The organism is Boseongicola aestuarii, assembly GCF_900184815.1.
GTDB lineage: Bacteria > Pseudomonadota > Alphaproteobacteria > Rhodobacterales > Rhodobacteraceae > Boseongicola > Boseongicola aestuarii.
Window position 1 is genome coordinate 49312 of the sequence record NZ_FXXQ01000010.1, and the last position, 15229, is coordinate 64540.

The window sequence follows — 15229 nt, forward strand, 5'->3', positions numbered from 1 at the left end:
CCGTTTTCAAGCACTTCTGACAGGGTTTTGCATCGTTACAAGTTCTTCCGACATGGTCGGATGGACCGCACAGGTCCGGTCGAAGTCTTCTTTTGTGAGGCCCGCCTTGATCGCGATGCCCACCATCTGGATCAACTCGCCTGCGCCTTCTGCGACGATCTGACAACCCAGCACGACACGGGTCTCTTTCGAGACGACCAGTTTCATCAAAACCCGGTCGGGTCTTTCCGCAAAGGCCGTGCGCATCGGGCGGAACGACGTGCAGTATACATCAATCGGCTCGATTTCGCGCGCCTGTTCTTCTGTCAGGCCCACTGTGCCCAGTTCCGGCTGGGTGAAAACGGCCGAAGCGACAAGCGCGTGATCTGGCTTGGTCGGGTTGTTCTTATAGACGGTTTCGGTGAAGGCCATGCCCTCGCGGATCGCTACGGGGGTCAGTTGAATACGGTCGGTCACATCACCGATAGCATAGATATTATCGACAGCCGTCTTGGAATAGTCGTCCACCTCGATCGCACCGCGCCGGTTAATCTTGACGCCAATGTCCTCAAGCCCAAGCCCATGCGAATTCGGCGCGCGCCCCGTGGCAAACATCACCGCATCAAAGACGCGCGCGTCGCCGTTCGTCGCCTTGACCCAGACGGGCTTGCCAACCGCCTCAGGTCCGGCTTCCGGCACAGGCGCGCCCATCGGAGCGCGCATATCTTCGTCCATATCAGCCTCCGCACGCATCTCGACGATGTTTGTGCCCAGATGCAGATCAATGCCCTTTTCCTGCATCATATCCGCCACCAGCCCGCGCGCTTCGTCATCAAAGCCGCGCAAAATCTGGGCGCCGCGGTAATACTGCGTCACTTCCACGCCAAGGCCGTTCAGAATGCAGGCAAACTCGCTTGCGATATACCCGCCGCCAACAATCAAAATCGACTTCGGCAGCGTTTCCATGTTGAAAATATCGTCCGACACCATCCCCAAATGCGCATTTGTCTGATCGGGCCGCACCGGACGTCCACCAGTTGCCACAAGGATGGTCTCTGCCGTCACCGTCTCGCCGTTCGACAGGGACACCGTATGCGCATCCGTCATCGTGGCACGCGCGTCATGGATCGCCACATCCGAGCCGTTCAACAAATTGCGATAAACCTGCTCCAGACGGTCCAGTTCGTTGTTCAGCTTTCCGCGAAACGTCTCCCAGTTGAACTCACCGGCCGAAGCGCTCCAGCCATATTGCTGTGCCAGATGCGCGGCCTCGCGGAACTCACTGGCAAAGACCATCAGCTTCTTCGGCACGCAGCCCCGGATGACGCAGGTGCCACCCATCCGGCTGTCTTCCGCCAGAGCCACTTTGGCCCCGGTCGCCGCCGCCGTGCGCGCCGCGCGCACACCCCCTGAACCGCCACCGATGACAAACAGATCCACGTCATAACTCATCGCGTTCAAACTCCTGCGTCCCGAAAGACATTCTCGACAGGTTCGGGCAGAAACTGAGCCGTATCGGTTTCGCCTGAGTTGATGTCGCGGGTTTCGACCGTGCCGTCGCCGTAACCGGTGACGATCACATCGCAAATATCAATGAACAAACCGTTTTCCACGACACCCGGCACTTGGTTAAGGATAAGCGCAAGTTGCCGCGCGTTCCCGATCCGCCCCAGATGCAAATCCAGAATGTGATTGCCCTCGTCGGTGACGAACAGCGCATCGCCCGCCATCCGCGGCGTGGCCTTGTTGCCCATGACGTCCAAACCGTTCAACATTTCTTCCAGCAAAAGCTGTGTTGTCGGCATCCCGAAAGCCAGAACCTCGACGGGCAGGGGGAATGCCCCCAACGTGGCGACCTTCTTTGTCGAATCCGCGATCACAATCATGCGATCCGACGCCGTCGCCACGATTTTCTCCTGCAGCAACGCTCCGCCGCCGCCCTTAATCAGGTTCAGCTCGTCGTCATATTCGTCCGCACCATCAATCGTCAGATCCAGCCATTTCACGTCGTTGAGCGACGACACCTTGATGCCGACCTCTTGCGCCTGCTTTGCCGTCTGACTGGATGTCGCCACGGCCGTGATTTCCAGACCTTCGTCCTGCACCCGCTCGCCCAGACATTTCACCAGCCAGGCGGCGGTCGATCCGGTCCCAAGACCCACGCGCATTCCGTCTTCCACGAAGCCGCTGGCCCGCTTGGCGGCGGCGAATTTTGCGATGTCGATGGGGGAAAGGTCGGCAGACATGGGCAGGCTCCAGCTAAGATCGCAGCCTTATAGGAACATCTCGGCCCGAGCGCGAGGGGGGAAGGGCGATTTTCCCTCTCGCCAGTCCTGCAATGCTTTGTTAGAGAGCCCTCGGATGCGGGTGTGGCGGAACTGGTAGACGCACCAGATTTAGGTTCTGGCGCCGCGAGGCGTGGGGGTTCGAATCCCTTCACCCGCACCACCACCGTCGTTTCGCGCAGCGACAACGACACGCGGGCGTCGGTCGTTTCAAAGAAACGATGAGCGCCCACTCTCGCTACCTTGGCCTTCAAGACACAAAGCGCGCTCCGCCGCTCTCCGAGATCGCTCAAATTCTAAGGATCGGTTCGCTAATCCTTAACTTGAAGCCGTCATGTCGTGACAAAGCCACCTTGGAGCGGAGCGAAACCATGCCTAAAATCATTACACTTATTGCTGTTGCTCTCTTGCTGACGTCCATGCCCGAGACGCCAGCGCAGGCCATGGAAATATCGGCGCGCGATGACGCCAAACGCAAGATCAACCTTTCCGGTCGTCAGCGCATGCTGTCGCAACGCATGTCCAAAGCGCTCTGCTTTGCCCAGGCCGGGGTCGAGGTGGCCGCCGCCCGCGCGCAGGCTGCGGCGGCTGTGGGGGACTTCGAACATGTTCTGGGGGCGTTGCAAACCGGGGATGCCGAACTTGGTATGCGCCCCGAGAGGACGCCTGAAATTCTGTCGGCCCTCTATCAGGTCGGCGTGCTTTGGCGCGAAATGCGCCCCGTGGTCAACGCGGGCCTTCAGGCTCCGCTGAGTGACGAAAACCTGTTGGCGCTGCACGCCCGAAATGTCCCTCTCCTGCAGGAAATGAACCGCGCGGTCGGTCAGTTCGAAACGCATCTTGGCGAAGGCCTCGTCCACCCGGACCTAAAGTCGGCCATCAATATTGCCGGCCGCCAGCGGATGCTGACGCAAAAGGCTGCAAAGGAAATTTGCATGATCTATCTCGGGGTGCGCCCGGACGAAGATCGCGCGGCGCTGGGCGGAACGATTGCGCTTTTCAATACCTCGCTTCAGGCCCTGCAGGTTGGCAATTCCAACGCAGGCATCATCGCCGCCCCGAGTGAGGAAATCTTTTGGGGACTGGATTCGGTGAATGCGCTTTGGCAAGCCATCGCCCCAACCTTGCAGGCCGTCGCCGATGGTGATGCGGTTTCGCTGGAAGATCTCTCCGTGATCGCAGGCAATATCGACGGTGTTCTGGTGGAAGCAAATTTGGTCGTTCAGCTCTACGAGGAGATCTAGACCCGGTGGCGGACAATAGCGGCAAACAACTGTTAACCTTTTCCGACTATGTTGCTGTAGTGCGCCAACGGGAACCTGCCCTTTGGACGTCGTCGAGAATGCACAGGCGAAAAAGCCGGCGTTCGGTGACTGGGCCCATCGCGCAACACCTTCGAACGTCCATTAGCGTGCATTTATCAGGTGCATAGCCGGGGCCATCACACGCACCCAAGGCAGCCGGCGCGCACCAGCCAAAGGCAAAGCCCGCCCAGTGCCGGGCGGGCTTTGCCTGACGGGTAAAACGCCACGGAAACCTCCTCGCATCACGCGCCGCCTTTCGGCTTGCAACCTTACGCCCTCTTGCCTAGAAGGACCGCTGATTTTACGCCTCCCCGGACGTCGCCGGTTGGGCCATGATAGAGGTATGATATGCAGGTCACCGAGACCCAGAATGAAGGGCTGAAGCGCGGCTACAGCATCACCATCACAGCCGCCGAACTTGACGCCAAGGTCAACGAAAAGCTGGCCGAAGCTGCTCCCGGCATTGAAATGAAGGGCTTCCGCAAAGGCAAAGTGCCTATGGCGCTGCTGAAAAAACAGTATGGTCCACGCGTTTTGGGCGAAGCCATGCAGGAAAGCGTCGATGGCGCGATGTCCAAGCACTTCGAAGAAAGCGGCGACCGTCCCGCGATGCAGCCCGACGTGAAGATGACCAACGAAGCGTGGAAAGAAGGCGACGATGTCGAAGTCGCGATGACCTACGAAGCTCTTCCTGCGATTCCCGATGTGGATTACAGCAAGATCAAGCTGGAAAAGCTCGTCGTGAAAGCTGAAACCGCGGCAATCGACGAGGCGCTCGCTTCGCTTGCTGAGAACGCGCAAAACTTCGTGGACCGCAAGAAGACGTCCAAAGCCAAAGACGGCGATCAGGTCGTGATCGACTTTTTGGGCAAGGTCGATGGCGAAGCCTTTGAAGGCGGCGCGGCGGAGGACTTCCCGCTCGTGCTAGGGTCGGGTCAATTCATTCCTGGCTTCGAAGAGCAGCTTGTCGGCGTCAAGGCCGGCGATGAAAAAGCCGTCGAAGTGACCTTCCCCGAGGAATACGGCAACGCCGGCCTTGCAGGCAAAGCGGCTGTGTTCGACGTGACCGTAAAGGCCGTGAAAGAGCCGAAAGCCGCCGAGATCGACGACGAGCTGGCCAAAAAGTTCGGCGCCGAAGATCTCGAAGCGCTGAAAGCGCAGATCACTGAACGGCTTGAGGCCGAATATGCAGGTGCGTCCCGTTCAGTCATGAAGCGCGGCCTACTCGATGCGCTGGACAAAGCGGTCAGCTTCGAGCTGCCGCCGTCGCTGGTCGAAGCCGAAGCCGGTCAGATCGCGCATACGCTTTGGCACGAGGAAAATCCCGACGTCCAAGGACACGATCACGACACGATAGAGCCGACCGACGAGCACAAGAAACTCGCCGAACGCCGCGTGCGTCTTGGTCTGTTGCTGGCCGAAGTTGGTCAAAAGGCCGAGGTCGAAGTGTCGGACGCAGAGATGACCCAGGCGGTCATGAACCAGGCGCGTCAGTATCCCGGTCAAGAGCGTCAGTTTTTTGAATTCGTTCAGCAAAACCCGCAGATGCGCCAGCAAATCCAGGCACCTCTCTTTGAAGACAAAGTTGTCGATCACATGTTCGAGCAAGTGAAGACGACCGAGAAAGAGATTTCGAAAGACGATCTTCAAAAAGCCGTCGAGGCTCTGGAAGACGACGTCTGATCCCGGTTCTAACGACTGAAACCGAAAAGGCCGCCCCAACCCGGGCGGCCTTTTTCACATGGACCGGCTCGATTAACCGAGGCGGCTCAACTTGAAAATATCGGCAATCTCTGCGCGAGTCGTCGCTTCCTTACGCTTGGCGACTTTCAGAAGCGGATTTGCGCGCCCCATCGAGACCCAGCCTCTGTAGGTCTGAAATAATCCTGTCGAAACAATAAAGTAAAAGTAGTTCTTGATGTCTGTGCGCGAAGCGCAAACGATCGTATCGCGAATTTTCATGTACTTTATTTACTCTTTTTTGTCGTCGACTCGTTACAGGATCAAGATGTCCGACATTCCGGGCCAAATTGAGGCGCATTCGGCCCAAATCTCCTGAAGTTCTTCATTTCACGTAGCAAAATTGGAAACATTGTATTTCATGGCACTTTGCCCGAAGACGTCCCCGCAAACATTGATGAACCCGGACACTTCTGTTAAGGTTAACCTCGTAAACGGTAACCAAGTATGAGTGGAGTGTCTTATGTTAGACATGCAGGACGATTTCCAGACCGATATCTGCGATAAGCTGAACTGTGGACCGTTGGACGCGGGTAAACTGCTTGACGCGTTGAAATCCCTTAGCCCCGCAGAGCTTGAAAAACTTGAAGACGACCTGGACTTTGCCCAATTCACTGGTGTGCAATCCCCTGAAATCCGCGACATGATCAAGCGTCTCGATACGCGGAATATCAAACAGGCCGCTTAACCTTCGTTAAAGCGGGTCGCCTGAAAACGCCCGAACCGTGATTCCCGCCGACTCCAGACCTGCACGCACGCTGCGCGCGATCTCCACCGCCTCCGCGCTGTCACCATGCACGCAAATCGTGTCGATCCGGGTCGTCAATTCCCCACCGTCAGCCGTGAGAATCGCACCGGCCTTCACCATGGCGACCATTCGCTTGGCTGCTTCACCGGCATCGTGGATCATCGCACCCGGCAGACGCCGGTCCACCAAGGTTCCGTCCGCGTTATAGGCCCGGTCCGCGAAAATCTCACCTGCCCAACGGCAGCCCAACTGGCGGGCGACCTCTTCCATGGCCGTCGCAGCCAGACCCATGATGATGATCGCGGGCGCAACCTCCAGAGCGGCCTCATAGCATGTTCGTGCAAGGTTGGCGTCGGTCGATGCCATGTTCGCTAACGCCCCGTGCAGTTTCAGATGTCGCACCGAGCCGCCAGCCGCGCGCGCCATCGCTTCCGCTGCACCAACCTGATATTTTATCTGGTTTGCCAGTGTCTTGTGCGGAACTTCCATCCGAAACCGCCCAAAGCCGCGAAGGTCGTCAAAGCCCGGATGCGCCCCGATCCCCACTCCGTTATTGACCGCCAAACTCATGGTTGTGGCCATCGCGTCGGCGTCGCCTGCATGAAACCCGCAGGCCACATTTGCCGAAGTGACAATTTGAAGCAAAGCGGCATCATCTCCCATGGACCAGCTGCCAAAGCCCTCGCCCATGTCCGAATTCAGATCGACCGAAATGCCCATTCCCGCGCTCCCTTACGTTGCTGCGCGCAGTTCACCCGTGCAATGGTCGCTTTGCAAGGGGCAGGAGTTAATTTGCACCTTCGTCTATCAATTCCAGCACGGCCGGGCCGATATCCCGGACGATCAGCGCCACTCCCGCCGCATTCGGATGGATGCGATCGCCTTGCATGAATTCCGTCAAAGTGGCGGCGCGGTCGTCACGCGACGTCAGAGCGCCTAGAAAATTTGGATGAAAATCAACGCCATACTGCCGGGCCAATTCGGGATACATCGCATCAAAGGCTGACTTGTAGTCCGCGCCGTAGTTCGAAGGCGCCTCCATGCCGACCAAAAGTACGTTCAGATCGCGTTCGGTGGCGATCTGCAAAATACCTTCCAGGTTCGCTCGGCTTGCCGCCGGATCCATACCGCGCAGCAAATCGTTGCCGCCAAGCGCCACGATGATTGCGTCCACGTCAGGCGTCAAAGTCCACTCGATACGCGACAGGCCACCTGCCGTCGTGTCACCCGAAACGCCCGCGTTAATCAGTGTTACCTCGGCACCTTGCTCGGTTAACCATGCCTCCAGTTGCGCAACGAAGCCATCCTCGGGGACCAGACCAAACCCCTGCGTGAGGCTGTCTCCCAGAGCCGCAATGGTCACGGGATTGGCAAATGCGACACCAACAGAGGCCGCCACGATCAATCCGGCGTTGCGAACCGTGCGTATCACCCCATATGGCAACCAAGCCCTTTGCATCGGAGCCTTTTGTATGACGGACGCGATCCTTTCCCTGAACGACGCCACTTTATCGCTGGACGGCAACGCCGGACGTGTCGACATCCTGAAAGGTATCACGCTGGACATCGCGCGTGGCGAAACGGTTGGTTTGGTTGGGCCTTCGGGTTCGGGCAAGTCGTCGCTCCTCATGCTGATGGGCGGGCTTGAACGCGCTTCGTCCGGGTCTGTCATGGCACTTGGCCACGATCTGACGACACTGGGCGAGGACGCTTTAGCCCGTTTCCGCAGAAACCATATGGGCGTGGTTTTCCAATCTTTCCACCTCATTGCGACAATGACTGCATTGGAAAATGTGGCGACTCCGCTGGAACTTGCTGGCGCAAAGGACGCCTTTGAGCGCGCAGAAGCCGAACTTCAGGCTGTGGGGCTTGGCGACCGCGTTAACCACTATCCCGCACAGATGTCGGGCGGCGAGCAGCAGCGGGTCGCTCTGGCACGCGCCGCCGCGCCCCGTCCGGACATCCTTTTGGCGGACGAGCCGACAGGCAACCTCGATGGTGTCACAGGGCAGGCGATCATGGATATCCTGTTCGGACTGCGTGACCGACATGGATCAACCCTTGTGCTAGTGACGCACGCGCCTGAACTTGCTGAACGCTGCGACCGAGTGGTGCGGCTACAGGATGGCAAGGTGCTGGCCGACAGCTTTGAAAGGGCCGCGGAATGAGTCTTGCGATCGCAAGCCGGATTGCACGTCGCGAATTGAGCGGGGGCCTCAAGGGATTTCGCGTGTTTCTTGCCTGTCTTGCGTTGGGGGTTGGCGCGATTGCCGCCATCGGCAGTGTCCGCGAGAGCATTCGCGGCGGTCTGGACCGGGAAGGCGCGATCATTCTGGGTGGCGATGCGGCGCTACAGCTGACCTATCGGTTTGCCGAACCCGAGGAACGCGCGTGGATCGACGCGCGCGCAGAAGCCGTCTCGGAACAGGTCGATTTCCGCTCGCTTGCGGTGTTCGGAACAGGCGAGACCGCCGAACGTGGTCTGACGCAGGTCAAAGGCATCGACAATGTCTACCCGCTTTATGGCGCGGTCAGCCTGGATCCGGCCATAACGTTGCCCGATGCTCTTGCCGACCGCGACGGGCGCCCGGGCGCCGTGATGGACCCCGTCTTGATCGCGCGACTTGGGATTGAGGTCGGCGAGGCTTTCCGTCTGGGCGAACAGGAATTCACGCTCACGGCTGCTTTGATCGCTGAACCCGATTCCGCTGCGGCCGGTTTTGCTCTGGGGCCCCGCACGATGGTGCGCACCACCTCGCTGGAAAACAGCGGTTTGATCCAGCCCGGAACCCTGTTCGAGACGGAATACAAACTGCGCCTTGCCGAGAATACCGATCTGGATGCATTGCGCGAAGCGGCCGAGACCGAAATCACCGGAGCGCGCTGGCGCGACAAACGCAACGGTGCGCCCGGCGTGGCCGAATTTGTGGATCGACTGGGATCGTTTCTGGTGCTGGTCGGCCTTGCGGGACTTGCGGTCGGCGGTGTGGGCGTGTCTTCCGCCGTGCGGGCCTATCTGGGCGAAAAGACTGAAGTCATCGCCACGCTAAAAACGCTCGGTGCCGAAAGCCGAACGATTTTCTTAAGCTACTTCATACAGATAGGGGTGCTTACCTTGGCGGGTGTCGGCTTGGGGCTGATCCTAGGTGCGATTGTGCCCATCGCCTTCGCACCGCTGATCGAAGCCAGACTGCCGGTGCCGGCGGCGGTCACGCTCTATCCGATGCCGCTGCTCGAAGCCGCACTTTATGGCGTCTTGGCCGCACTGATATTTACCATTTGGCCGTTGGCCCAAACCGAAGACGTGCGCGCCGCAACGCTGTTTCGCGATGTCGGAACGGCCGGGCAGGGATGGCCGCGAGCGCGCTGGATTGTAGTGACGCTAGCACTGTTTGCGGCGCTGGTCGCTCTCGCCGCCGGTTTCTCCGGGTTGGTCAGCCTGACGGTCTGGTCGGCTGCAGGCATGGCGGCGGCCTTTATCGTGCTGGTCGCGGCCGCTTGGGCTGTTCGGATGCTTGCGAAACGGATCGCGCGCCTTCGTGCCATCCGGGGAAAAAGTGCTGCGCGGTTGGCTCTTGGATCGGTTGGCGGTCCGGGGGGTGAAGCCGTTTCGGTGGTGCTTTCCCTTGGCCTTGGACTGACTGTCCTGGCAGCCGTCGGTCAGATCGACTCGAACTTGCGCGGCGCAATCGAGCGCGATTTGCCCGACATCGCACCCTCGTTTTTCATGGTCGATATCCAGCCGAACCAGCTTGAAACATTCCGCGCATCCCTTGCCGCGAACCCGGCTGTGTCAGATGTCCAAAGCGCGCCGATGTTGCGCGGCATCATCACCAAGATCAACGGTCGTCCTGCCGCCGAGGTCGCCGGAGACCACTGGGTGCTTCAAGGGGATCGCGGCGTCACATATTCTGCCAATGCCCCGGACGATGCCGTTGTCACCCACGGCGCGTGGTGGCCCGCCGATTATTCCGGCCCGCCTCAGGTCAGTTTTGCCACCGAGGAGGCACTTGAAATGGGCCTGTCCCTTGGCGACAACATTACGGTGAATATCCTCGGGCGCGACATCACCGCCGAGGTCACCAGTCTGCGTGAGGTCGATTTTTCGACGGCAGGCATCGGCTTCATCATGTCGATGAACCCCTCAGCTTTGCAGGCCGCCCCGCATAGCCACATCGCGACCGTTTACGCGGATGCCGAGGCCGAAGGGGCCATTCTGCGCGATGTTTCCAACACCTATCCCAATATCACCGCAATCCGCGTCAAGGATGCGATCGAACGTGTCAGCGACGTGCTTGCAGGGATCGCGGCGGCGATCACATATGGCGCGCTTGCGACACTCGTTACAGGAGGCGTCGTCTTGATCGGAGCCGCCGCCGCGGGCGTTCGCGCACGCACCTACGAGGCCGCAATACTGAAGACGCTGGGCGCGTCGCGGCGGACAATATTGACCAGTTTTGCGCTACGCTCGGCGATTTTGGGTGTGGCAGCGGGCGCGGTTGCCATCGTGGCTGGCGGTCTGGCGGGATGGGCGGTCATGACCTTCGTCATGGACACCGACTATTTCTTCGAGCCGGTGTCCGCGGCCCTGATCGTGTCCGGCGGTGTGTTTGCGACGCTTTTTGCCGGGCTCGCTTTCGCGTGGGGGCCTTTGGCGGCACGGCCCGCTCAGGTTTTGCGCGCCCGCGAGTGATCTAACCCGACCCAAGCCGAATTTCGCGAAAGATCATCGCGCGGGACTGGACAATTTCGGTGGGCTTGCCATGCTCTGCTTCAGACAAAATCCTGGGGAGAACAAAATGAAACGGACACTCACACGAACGGCGACAAGCGCGGTTGCCCTGGTGCTGACTGCCGGTCTTGCGCTGGCGGGTGGTCACTGTGCCGCCGGAAAGACGCTGAACGATGGAATACTGACGATCGCAACTGGAAACCCGGCCTATTATCCATGGGTTATGGATGATGCGCCCGAGTCAAAAGCGGGTTTCGAAGCAGCCGTGGCCTATGCCGTAGCCAACCGGATGGGCTTTGAAGACGCAAATGTCACATGGGTCCGCTCGTCGTTTGATCAGGCAATCCAGCCAGGCGCAAAGGACTTCGATTTCAACCTCCAGCAGTTCTCGATCACCGAAGAACGCGAAGAAATCGTTGACTTTTCATTGCCGTATTACTCGGCCGCGATGGCGGTTATCACACGTCAGCCGGTCGTCGAAAACGGAGCCGAGGCGACCCTTGCCTCGCTCAAGGGTCTCTTGTGGGGTGCGCACGCGTCCACGACAGCCGTGCCGATGCTTGCCGAGGTCGTTCAGCCCGACGCCGAGCCTTTGCTATACGGTGATAACGCGGACGTGGTCGAGGCGATGAAAGCCAACCAGATCGACGCGGCCCTCATGGACCTGCCGACGGCTTTGTTCACGGCGGCGGTCTTGATGGACGACGGTGTCGTGCTTGGTCAGTTTCCACCGGAACGCAGCGAAAACCCCGATCAGTTCGGACTGCTGATGGAAGAGGGCAACCCCTTGAAGGAATGTGTCGACGCGGCCATCGCCGAGTTGACGGAAGACGGCACGCTGGCGGCCATCGAGGCCGAATGGCTTGCCGAAGCCACGGGTGTTCCGGTCATCGAGTAAATGACCCAAACCGATCTTGAAGGCCCGGCGGCAACACCGCCGGGCCTCACCCGCCGACAGGTCTATGAAGCCCGTATCCGGCGCCGCTCGATGCGCGTTGCGGCGACGTCGACTGGCGCGGTCCTGCTTGCATTGTTTATCCTCATTCCGCTTGCTCCGGGTTGGGAAGGCGTGAAGAAGAGTTTCTTCAATGCCGACGTGTTCGCCCGCACATTTCCCGGGCTTTTGGAGGCGTTTCTGCTGGATGTGGCGATCTTCGCCTGGTCGGCGCCACTGATCTTCTTGCTTGGCTTGTTGATCGCTCTTTGCCGCGATGCGCAGTCACCGGCCCTTTATCCTCTGCGACTTTTTGGCATTCTCTACACCGATATTTTCCGCGGTGTGCCGGTCATTCTGGTCATCTATCTGATCGGCTTTGGTATTCCGGGCCTTGGTCTGCCACGGCCTTGGAATTCGCCTTATATCTGGGGCACCGTTGCGCTGGTTCTAACTTATGCGGCTTATGTGGCCGAGGTGCTCAGGTCAGGCATTGAAAGCATTCACCAAAGCCAGCGGGCCGCGGCGGCGTCGCTTGGCCTCAGTCATTCGGACACCATGCGGTTTGTCGTCTTGCCTCAGGCGATCCGAAGGGTCGTTCCCGCAAACATGAACCTTTTCATAGCGTTACAAAAAGACGTCGCCCTTCTGAGTTTTATCGGACCGGTCGAGATTTTCCGACAGGCGGGTGTCTACAAGTCCCTTCTGGCCAACTTCACGCCCTATGTCGGGGCGGCGCTGATCTTCCTGGCGGTGACCATCCCGGCGACGCGATATGCGGATTACCTGATGAACAAACAGGCGCGGGCGCGAAGCTGATGACCAAGCTGGAATTGCAGGGAGTCACCAAGCGGTTTGGCGAAAACGTCGTGTGCCGCGGGATCGATCTGAAGATAAATGAAGGCGAAATGGTCTGCCTGATTGGCGCGTCCGGTTCCGGCAAGTCGACCCTGTTAAGATGTATGAACCTCCTCGAGCCCGTCGATGATGGGGTGATCCTGCTTGATGGGGTGGATATCGCCGAGCCGGGTCTCGACCCGCAACCGGTGCGTCAGCGCATTGGCATCGTCTTTCAAAGCTTCAATCTGTTTCCGCATATGACGGCTGTGGAAAACGTCATGCTTGCCCCGCGCCGTGTTCACAACCGCACCCGCGATGACCTTTTGCCCGAGGTAACCGAGCTGTTCACACGCTTTGGTCTGGCGGATCGGATGGATCACTATCCGGATCAGCTTTCGGGCGGGCAACAGCAACGCGTTGCGATCGTGCGTGCCTTGGCGATGAAGCCGGAAATCATGCTGTTCGATGAAATCACCAGTGCCTTGGACCCGGAACTGGTCGGCGAAGTGCTGGACGTCCTGCGCAGGCTGCGGGAAGCGGGCATGACGATGGTTCTGGCGACTCACGAAATGGGATTTGCGCGCGAGTTGGCGGATAAGGTCTGCTTTCTCGACAAGGGCGTTATCCTCGAAGAGGGCCCTCCCGCGCAGTTGTTTTCGGACCCAAAACAAGAGAGAACCTGCGCGTTTCTGGCGCGCGTCCTCTGACACCGCGAAGCCGCTTGCGGTTTCTGCGCCCGTGGCGCGATCCCTTCGACCAGATTGGCAAACGCCCAGGTCAGCGATGGAGTGGTGAACAGTCGATCGGGTTTCTCGGGCACGACACGCGCAGCGATGTATCGCCATTCCACGGTCGTTGGCAGGCGAAAGCCGTGGTCGGTCCTGGTGTTTTTCCAAGCGACCTATTCCTGGACGTCGAGATGATAATGGAAGCCGGTTGCCGGTGTCGTTGCAGGATCTTGATCTGGTCGCGGGCCAAGCGCAAGCGTGCAGCCTTTCTGCGCGACACATGTGGTCCATTCCCGGATCGTCACCTCATAGCGCTGCGCATAGATCGGGGCACCGTTCGGGAGCATGATCTCGCGGTCTGCCGTACCGGCAGAACCGAAAGATCGGGGCTACGTATCGTCAACGCGCACCCGATGGCGATGGTCGCCACCACGACGCCAAGCACCAAAAACCGCGTGGTTTCTTCAGATGACTTCACGTGGCGCGGGGCGACGGACATCAGATTCTTCCCGTCAGTTTAGGCTTCAAAGGAACGCGGGCTGCCCATTTGTTCCATCAGCGCGTTGTCCCAGATTTCATTGACGACGAAGTGCGCGGTGACCCTCAGCAACACGCCCTCGATGAGGTTGTGGTTGACGTCGGCTTAAACGCCGGGCTGCTCGAAGGTATACATGGCCGCAACCGCAGAACCGCCGCGGACAAACCACCTTGCCATGTCCTGCAAGCGCGGTTCAGTGAACAAATTTTCCCTGACATAGTTCCCATGCCTTCCGATCAGGTGAGGGCGCGAATCCCGGGCTGCCTGATTGTGGATCATTGGGACGGTCTCGCCGACCGACGCCGTCAGGGCATGTTCGCCCGCGAGCGCGCCAGTCGAGGCGTGAAAGTCGATGTTGTGTTCCATCATTCTGTCGATGGGACTGCGCCGTGTCAGTTCGGTCATGTCGTCCTGGTGGCAAATGATTGGCGGACCGGGAACAGAGCCGCAACAGGTCAGAGCCCAGACCGAGGCCCCCGCGTCTTCGTAGACGAGCATCAGGCGTTCAGTCGTTTCCATTGTGATCTCGATGATCTTTGGACAACTTGTGGCCACCTGCTCATGCGCCGGTGCGAAAGGAGGCGCGACAAGCTCCTGCTTTGCGCGGGTATACCCGGAGAGATCCGCCGGTTCCGCAATGCTTTCCGCAACTTGCCGGTCGTTCAAAATGGCGACGGGAACGCATTCAGTGCAGGCGTGCGCGATGGTCGACACAGATCCTCCTGTGCCACAAAGCACCTGACCGGTCTCACCGCAGCGAAAAGCCGCAGGATGCACGTCGGGGTTCAGATCCGAGGGGTTGCTATCGGATAGCGCCCTGTAGACCCGCATCAAAGGCCCGATTTCGCCCGTTCGATATTGGATAGCAACGGCATACCTGCGCACAGATCGAATGTCGCAAGACAAAAGGCGAGCAGGCTGATTCCATTGAGCGAATACGTTCGGATCATCCCCCCAACCGACAAGATTTTGCGCGTTCATGCCGGCGATTTGCCGATCACTCTGGAGACTGAGAATGAAATCTACTCTATCCCTTGTCGCCCTCGTCGCGCTGCTTTCGGGTTGCGGTCCCGCCAACTTCATAGACAGCGACATGGAGCGCGGAATCGTCGGGGCCGCTGTTGGCTATGGCGCTGCGAAAGCGTTGGATGGCAATGCGGACCGCGGTGCGATTGTCGGCGGACTTGCCGGTGTCTTCTGTGATGATGCCGGTGTCTGTTCGCGGTCGCGCTGACACGCTCTGACACTTCAGAAAACCGAGTAGGTTGTCGGACAGTGTTCGATGCCGACGGCCACGCCAAACGCGTGGCCGTTGTCGTTTGGCCTTGAATTTGCCGCGCGGAACAAAACCGCTCAGAGCCATGACGCGACGTTATGTTCAGTCATAACTGAACGGACTTG

The 15229-nt window shown here is 59.2% G+C and carries 16 protein-coding genes and 1 tRNA gene; 11 read left to right on the plus strand and 6 right to left on the minus strand.

Annotated elements, in window-relative coordinates; genetic code table 11:
- Positions 1–6: 6 nt before the first annotated feature.
- The gene (locus BOA8489_RS14150; protein WP_093974929.1) at positions 7–1431 is read right to left on the minus strand and encodes an FAD-dependent oxidoreductase; all 1425 of its coding nucleotides are present in this window, start codon (positions 1429–1431) and stop codon (positions 7–9) included.
- 5 nt (positions 1432–1436) lie between these two features.
- Positions 1437–2225 (minus strand): ribose-5-phosphate isomerase RpiA, encoded by a 789-nt coding sequence (rpiA, locus tag BOA8489_RS14155; RefSeq protein ID WP_093974931.1) that lies wholly within the window; start codon positions 2223–2225, stop codon positions 1437–1439.
- 117 nt (positions 2226–2342) lie between these two features.
- Here rpiA and BOA8489_RS14160 point away from each other — a divergent pair.
- The 3 genes from BOA8489_RS14160 (at position 2343) to tig (ending at position 5251) form a co-directional block, all read left to right on the plus strand.
- Positions 2343–2427 (plus strand) — tRNA-Leu (locus tag BOA8489_RS14160).
- 208 nt (positions 2428–2635) lie between these two features.
- Entirely contained in the window at positions 2636–3508 is an 873-nt protein-coding gene (locus BOA8489_RS14165) for a type IV pili methyl-accepting chemotaxis transducer N-terminal domain-containing protein (protein ID WP_176440317.1), read from the plus strand.
- A gap of 408 nt (positions 3509–3916) precedes the next feature.
- Positions 3917–5251 (plus strand): trigger factor, encoded by a 1335-nt coding sequence (gene tig, locus BOA8489_RS14170; protein ID WP_093974935.1) that lies wholly within the window; start codon positions 3917–3919, stop codon positions 5249–5251.
- A gap of 72 nt (positions 5252–5323) precedes the next feature.
- Here the strand turns inward: tig and BOA8489_RS14175 are convergent, their stop codons facing one another.
- Entirely contained in the window at positions 5324–5530 is a 207-nt protein-coding gene (locus BOA8489_RS14175) for a hypothetical protein (protein WP_093974937.1), read from the minus strand.
- Between the two features lie 241 nt (positions 5531–5771).
- Between BOA8489_RS14175 and BOA8489_RS14180 the strand changes: the two genes are divergently transcribed.
- A complete protein-coding gene (locus tag BOA8489_RS14180) occupies positions 5772–5996 on the plus strand; it encodes a hypothetical protein (protein WP_141138305.1) in 225 nt (74 codons plus the stop codon).
- A 6-nt stretch (positions 5997–6002) separates the two neighbouring features.
- Here the strand turns inward: BOA8489_RS14180 and BOA8489_RS14185 are convergent, their stop codons facing one another.
- Together BOA8489_RS14185 and BOA8489_RS14190 are read right to left on the minus strand one after the other, a co-directional pair.
- Positions 6003–6776 carry a LamB/YcsF family protein gene (locus BOA8489_RS14185; RefSeq protein WP_093974942.1) on the minus strand — a complete coding sequence of 258 codons (774 nt, stop codon included), beginning with the start codon at positions 6774–6776 and terminating at the stop codon, positions 6003–6005.
- 67 nt (positions 6777–6843) lie between these two features.
- On the minus strand, positions 6844–7515 hold the full coding sequence (locus BOA8489_RS14190) for an arylesterase (protein ID WP_093974945.1): 672 nt from the start codon (positions 7513–7515) through the stop codon (positions 6844–6846).
- A gap of 13 nt (positions 7516–7528) precedes the next feature.
- Here BOA8489_RS14190 and BOA8489_RS14195 point away from each other — a divergent pair, with 13 nt between their 5' ends.
- From BOA8489_RS14195 to BOA8489_RS14220, 6 genes are all read left to right on the plus strand, one after another.
- The gene (locus BOA8489_RS14195; protein WP_093974947.1) at positions 7529–8224 is read left to right on the plus strand and encodes an ABC transporter ATP-binding protein; all 696 of its coding nucleotides are present in this window, start codon (positions 7529–7531) and stop codon (positions 8222–8224) included.
- Entirely contained in the window at positions 8221–10749 is a 2529-nt protein-coding gene (locus BOA8489_RS14200) for an ABC transporter permease (protein ID WP_093974949.1), read from the plus strand. Before BOA8489_RS14195 ends, BOA8489_RS14200 begins: the two co-directional genes overlap by 4 nt.
- Before the next feature lie 106 nt (positions 10750–10855).
- Positions 10856–11686, plus strand: a complete 831-nt coding sequence (locus tag BOA8489_RS14205; protein WP_093974951.1) for an ABC transporter substrate-binding protein — start codon at positions 10856–10858, stop codon at positions 11684–11686.
- Positions 11687–12541, plus strand: a complete 855-nt coding sequence (locus BOA8489_RS14210; RefSeq protein ID WP_093974953.1) for an amino acid ABC transporter permease — start codon at positions 11687–11689, stop codon at positions 12539–12541.
- On the plus strand, positions 12541–13269 hold the full coding sequence (locus BOA8489_RS14215; RefSeq protein WP_093974956.1) for an amino acid ABC transporter ATP-binding protein: 729 nt from the start codon (positions 12541–12543) through the stop codon (positions 13267–13269). The genes BOA8489_RS14210 and BOA8489_RS14215 overlap by 1 nt, the downstream gene beginning before the upstream one ends.
- A gap of 14 nt (positions 13270–13283) precedes the next feature.
- The gene (locus BOA8489_RS14220; RefSeq protein WP_093974959.1) at positions 13284–13811 is read left to right on the plus strand and encodes a hypothetical protein; all 528 of its coding nucleotides are present in this window, start codon (positions 13284–13286) and stop codon (positions 13809–13811) included.
- A gap of 122 nt (positions 13812–13933) precedes the next feature.
- On the opposite strand, the gene BOA8489_RS14225 is transcribed toward BOA8489_RS14220, so the two are convergent.
- Positions 13934–14542 carry a copper-containing nitrite reductase gene (locus BOA8489_RS14225; protein WP_245813859.1) on the minus strand — a complete coding sequence of 203 codons (609 nt, stop codon included), beginning with the start codon at positions 14540–14542 and terminating at the stop codon, positions 13934–13936.
- Positions 14543–14843: 301 nt separating this feature from the next.
- Between BOA8489_RS14225 and BOA8489_RS20225 the strand changes: the two genes are divergently transcribed.
- Positions 14844–15062 (plus strand): hypothetical protein, encoded by a 219-nt coding sequence (locus tag BOA8489_RS20225; RefSeq protein WP_141138306.1) that lies wholly within the window; start codon positions 14844–14846, stop codon positions 15060–15062.
- The last annotated feature ends 167 nt before the right edge of the window (positions 15063–15229 follow it).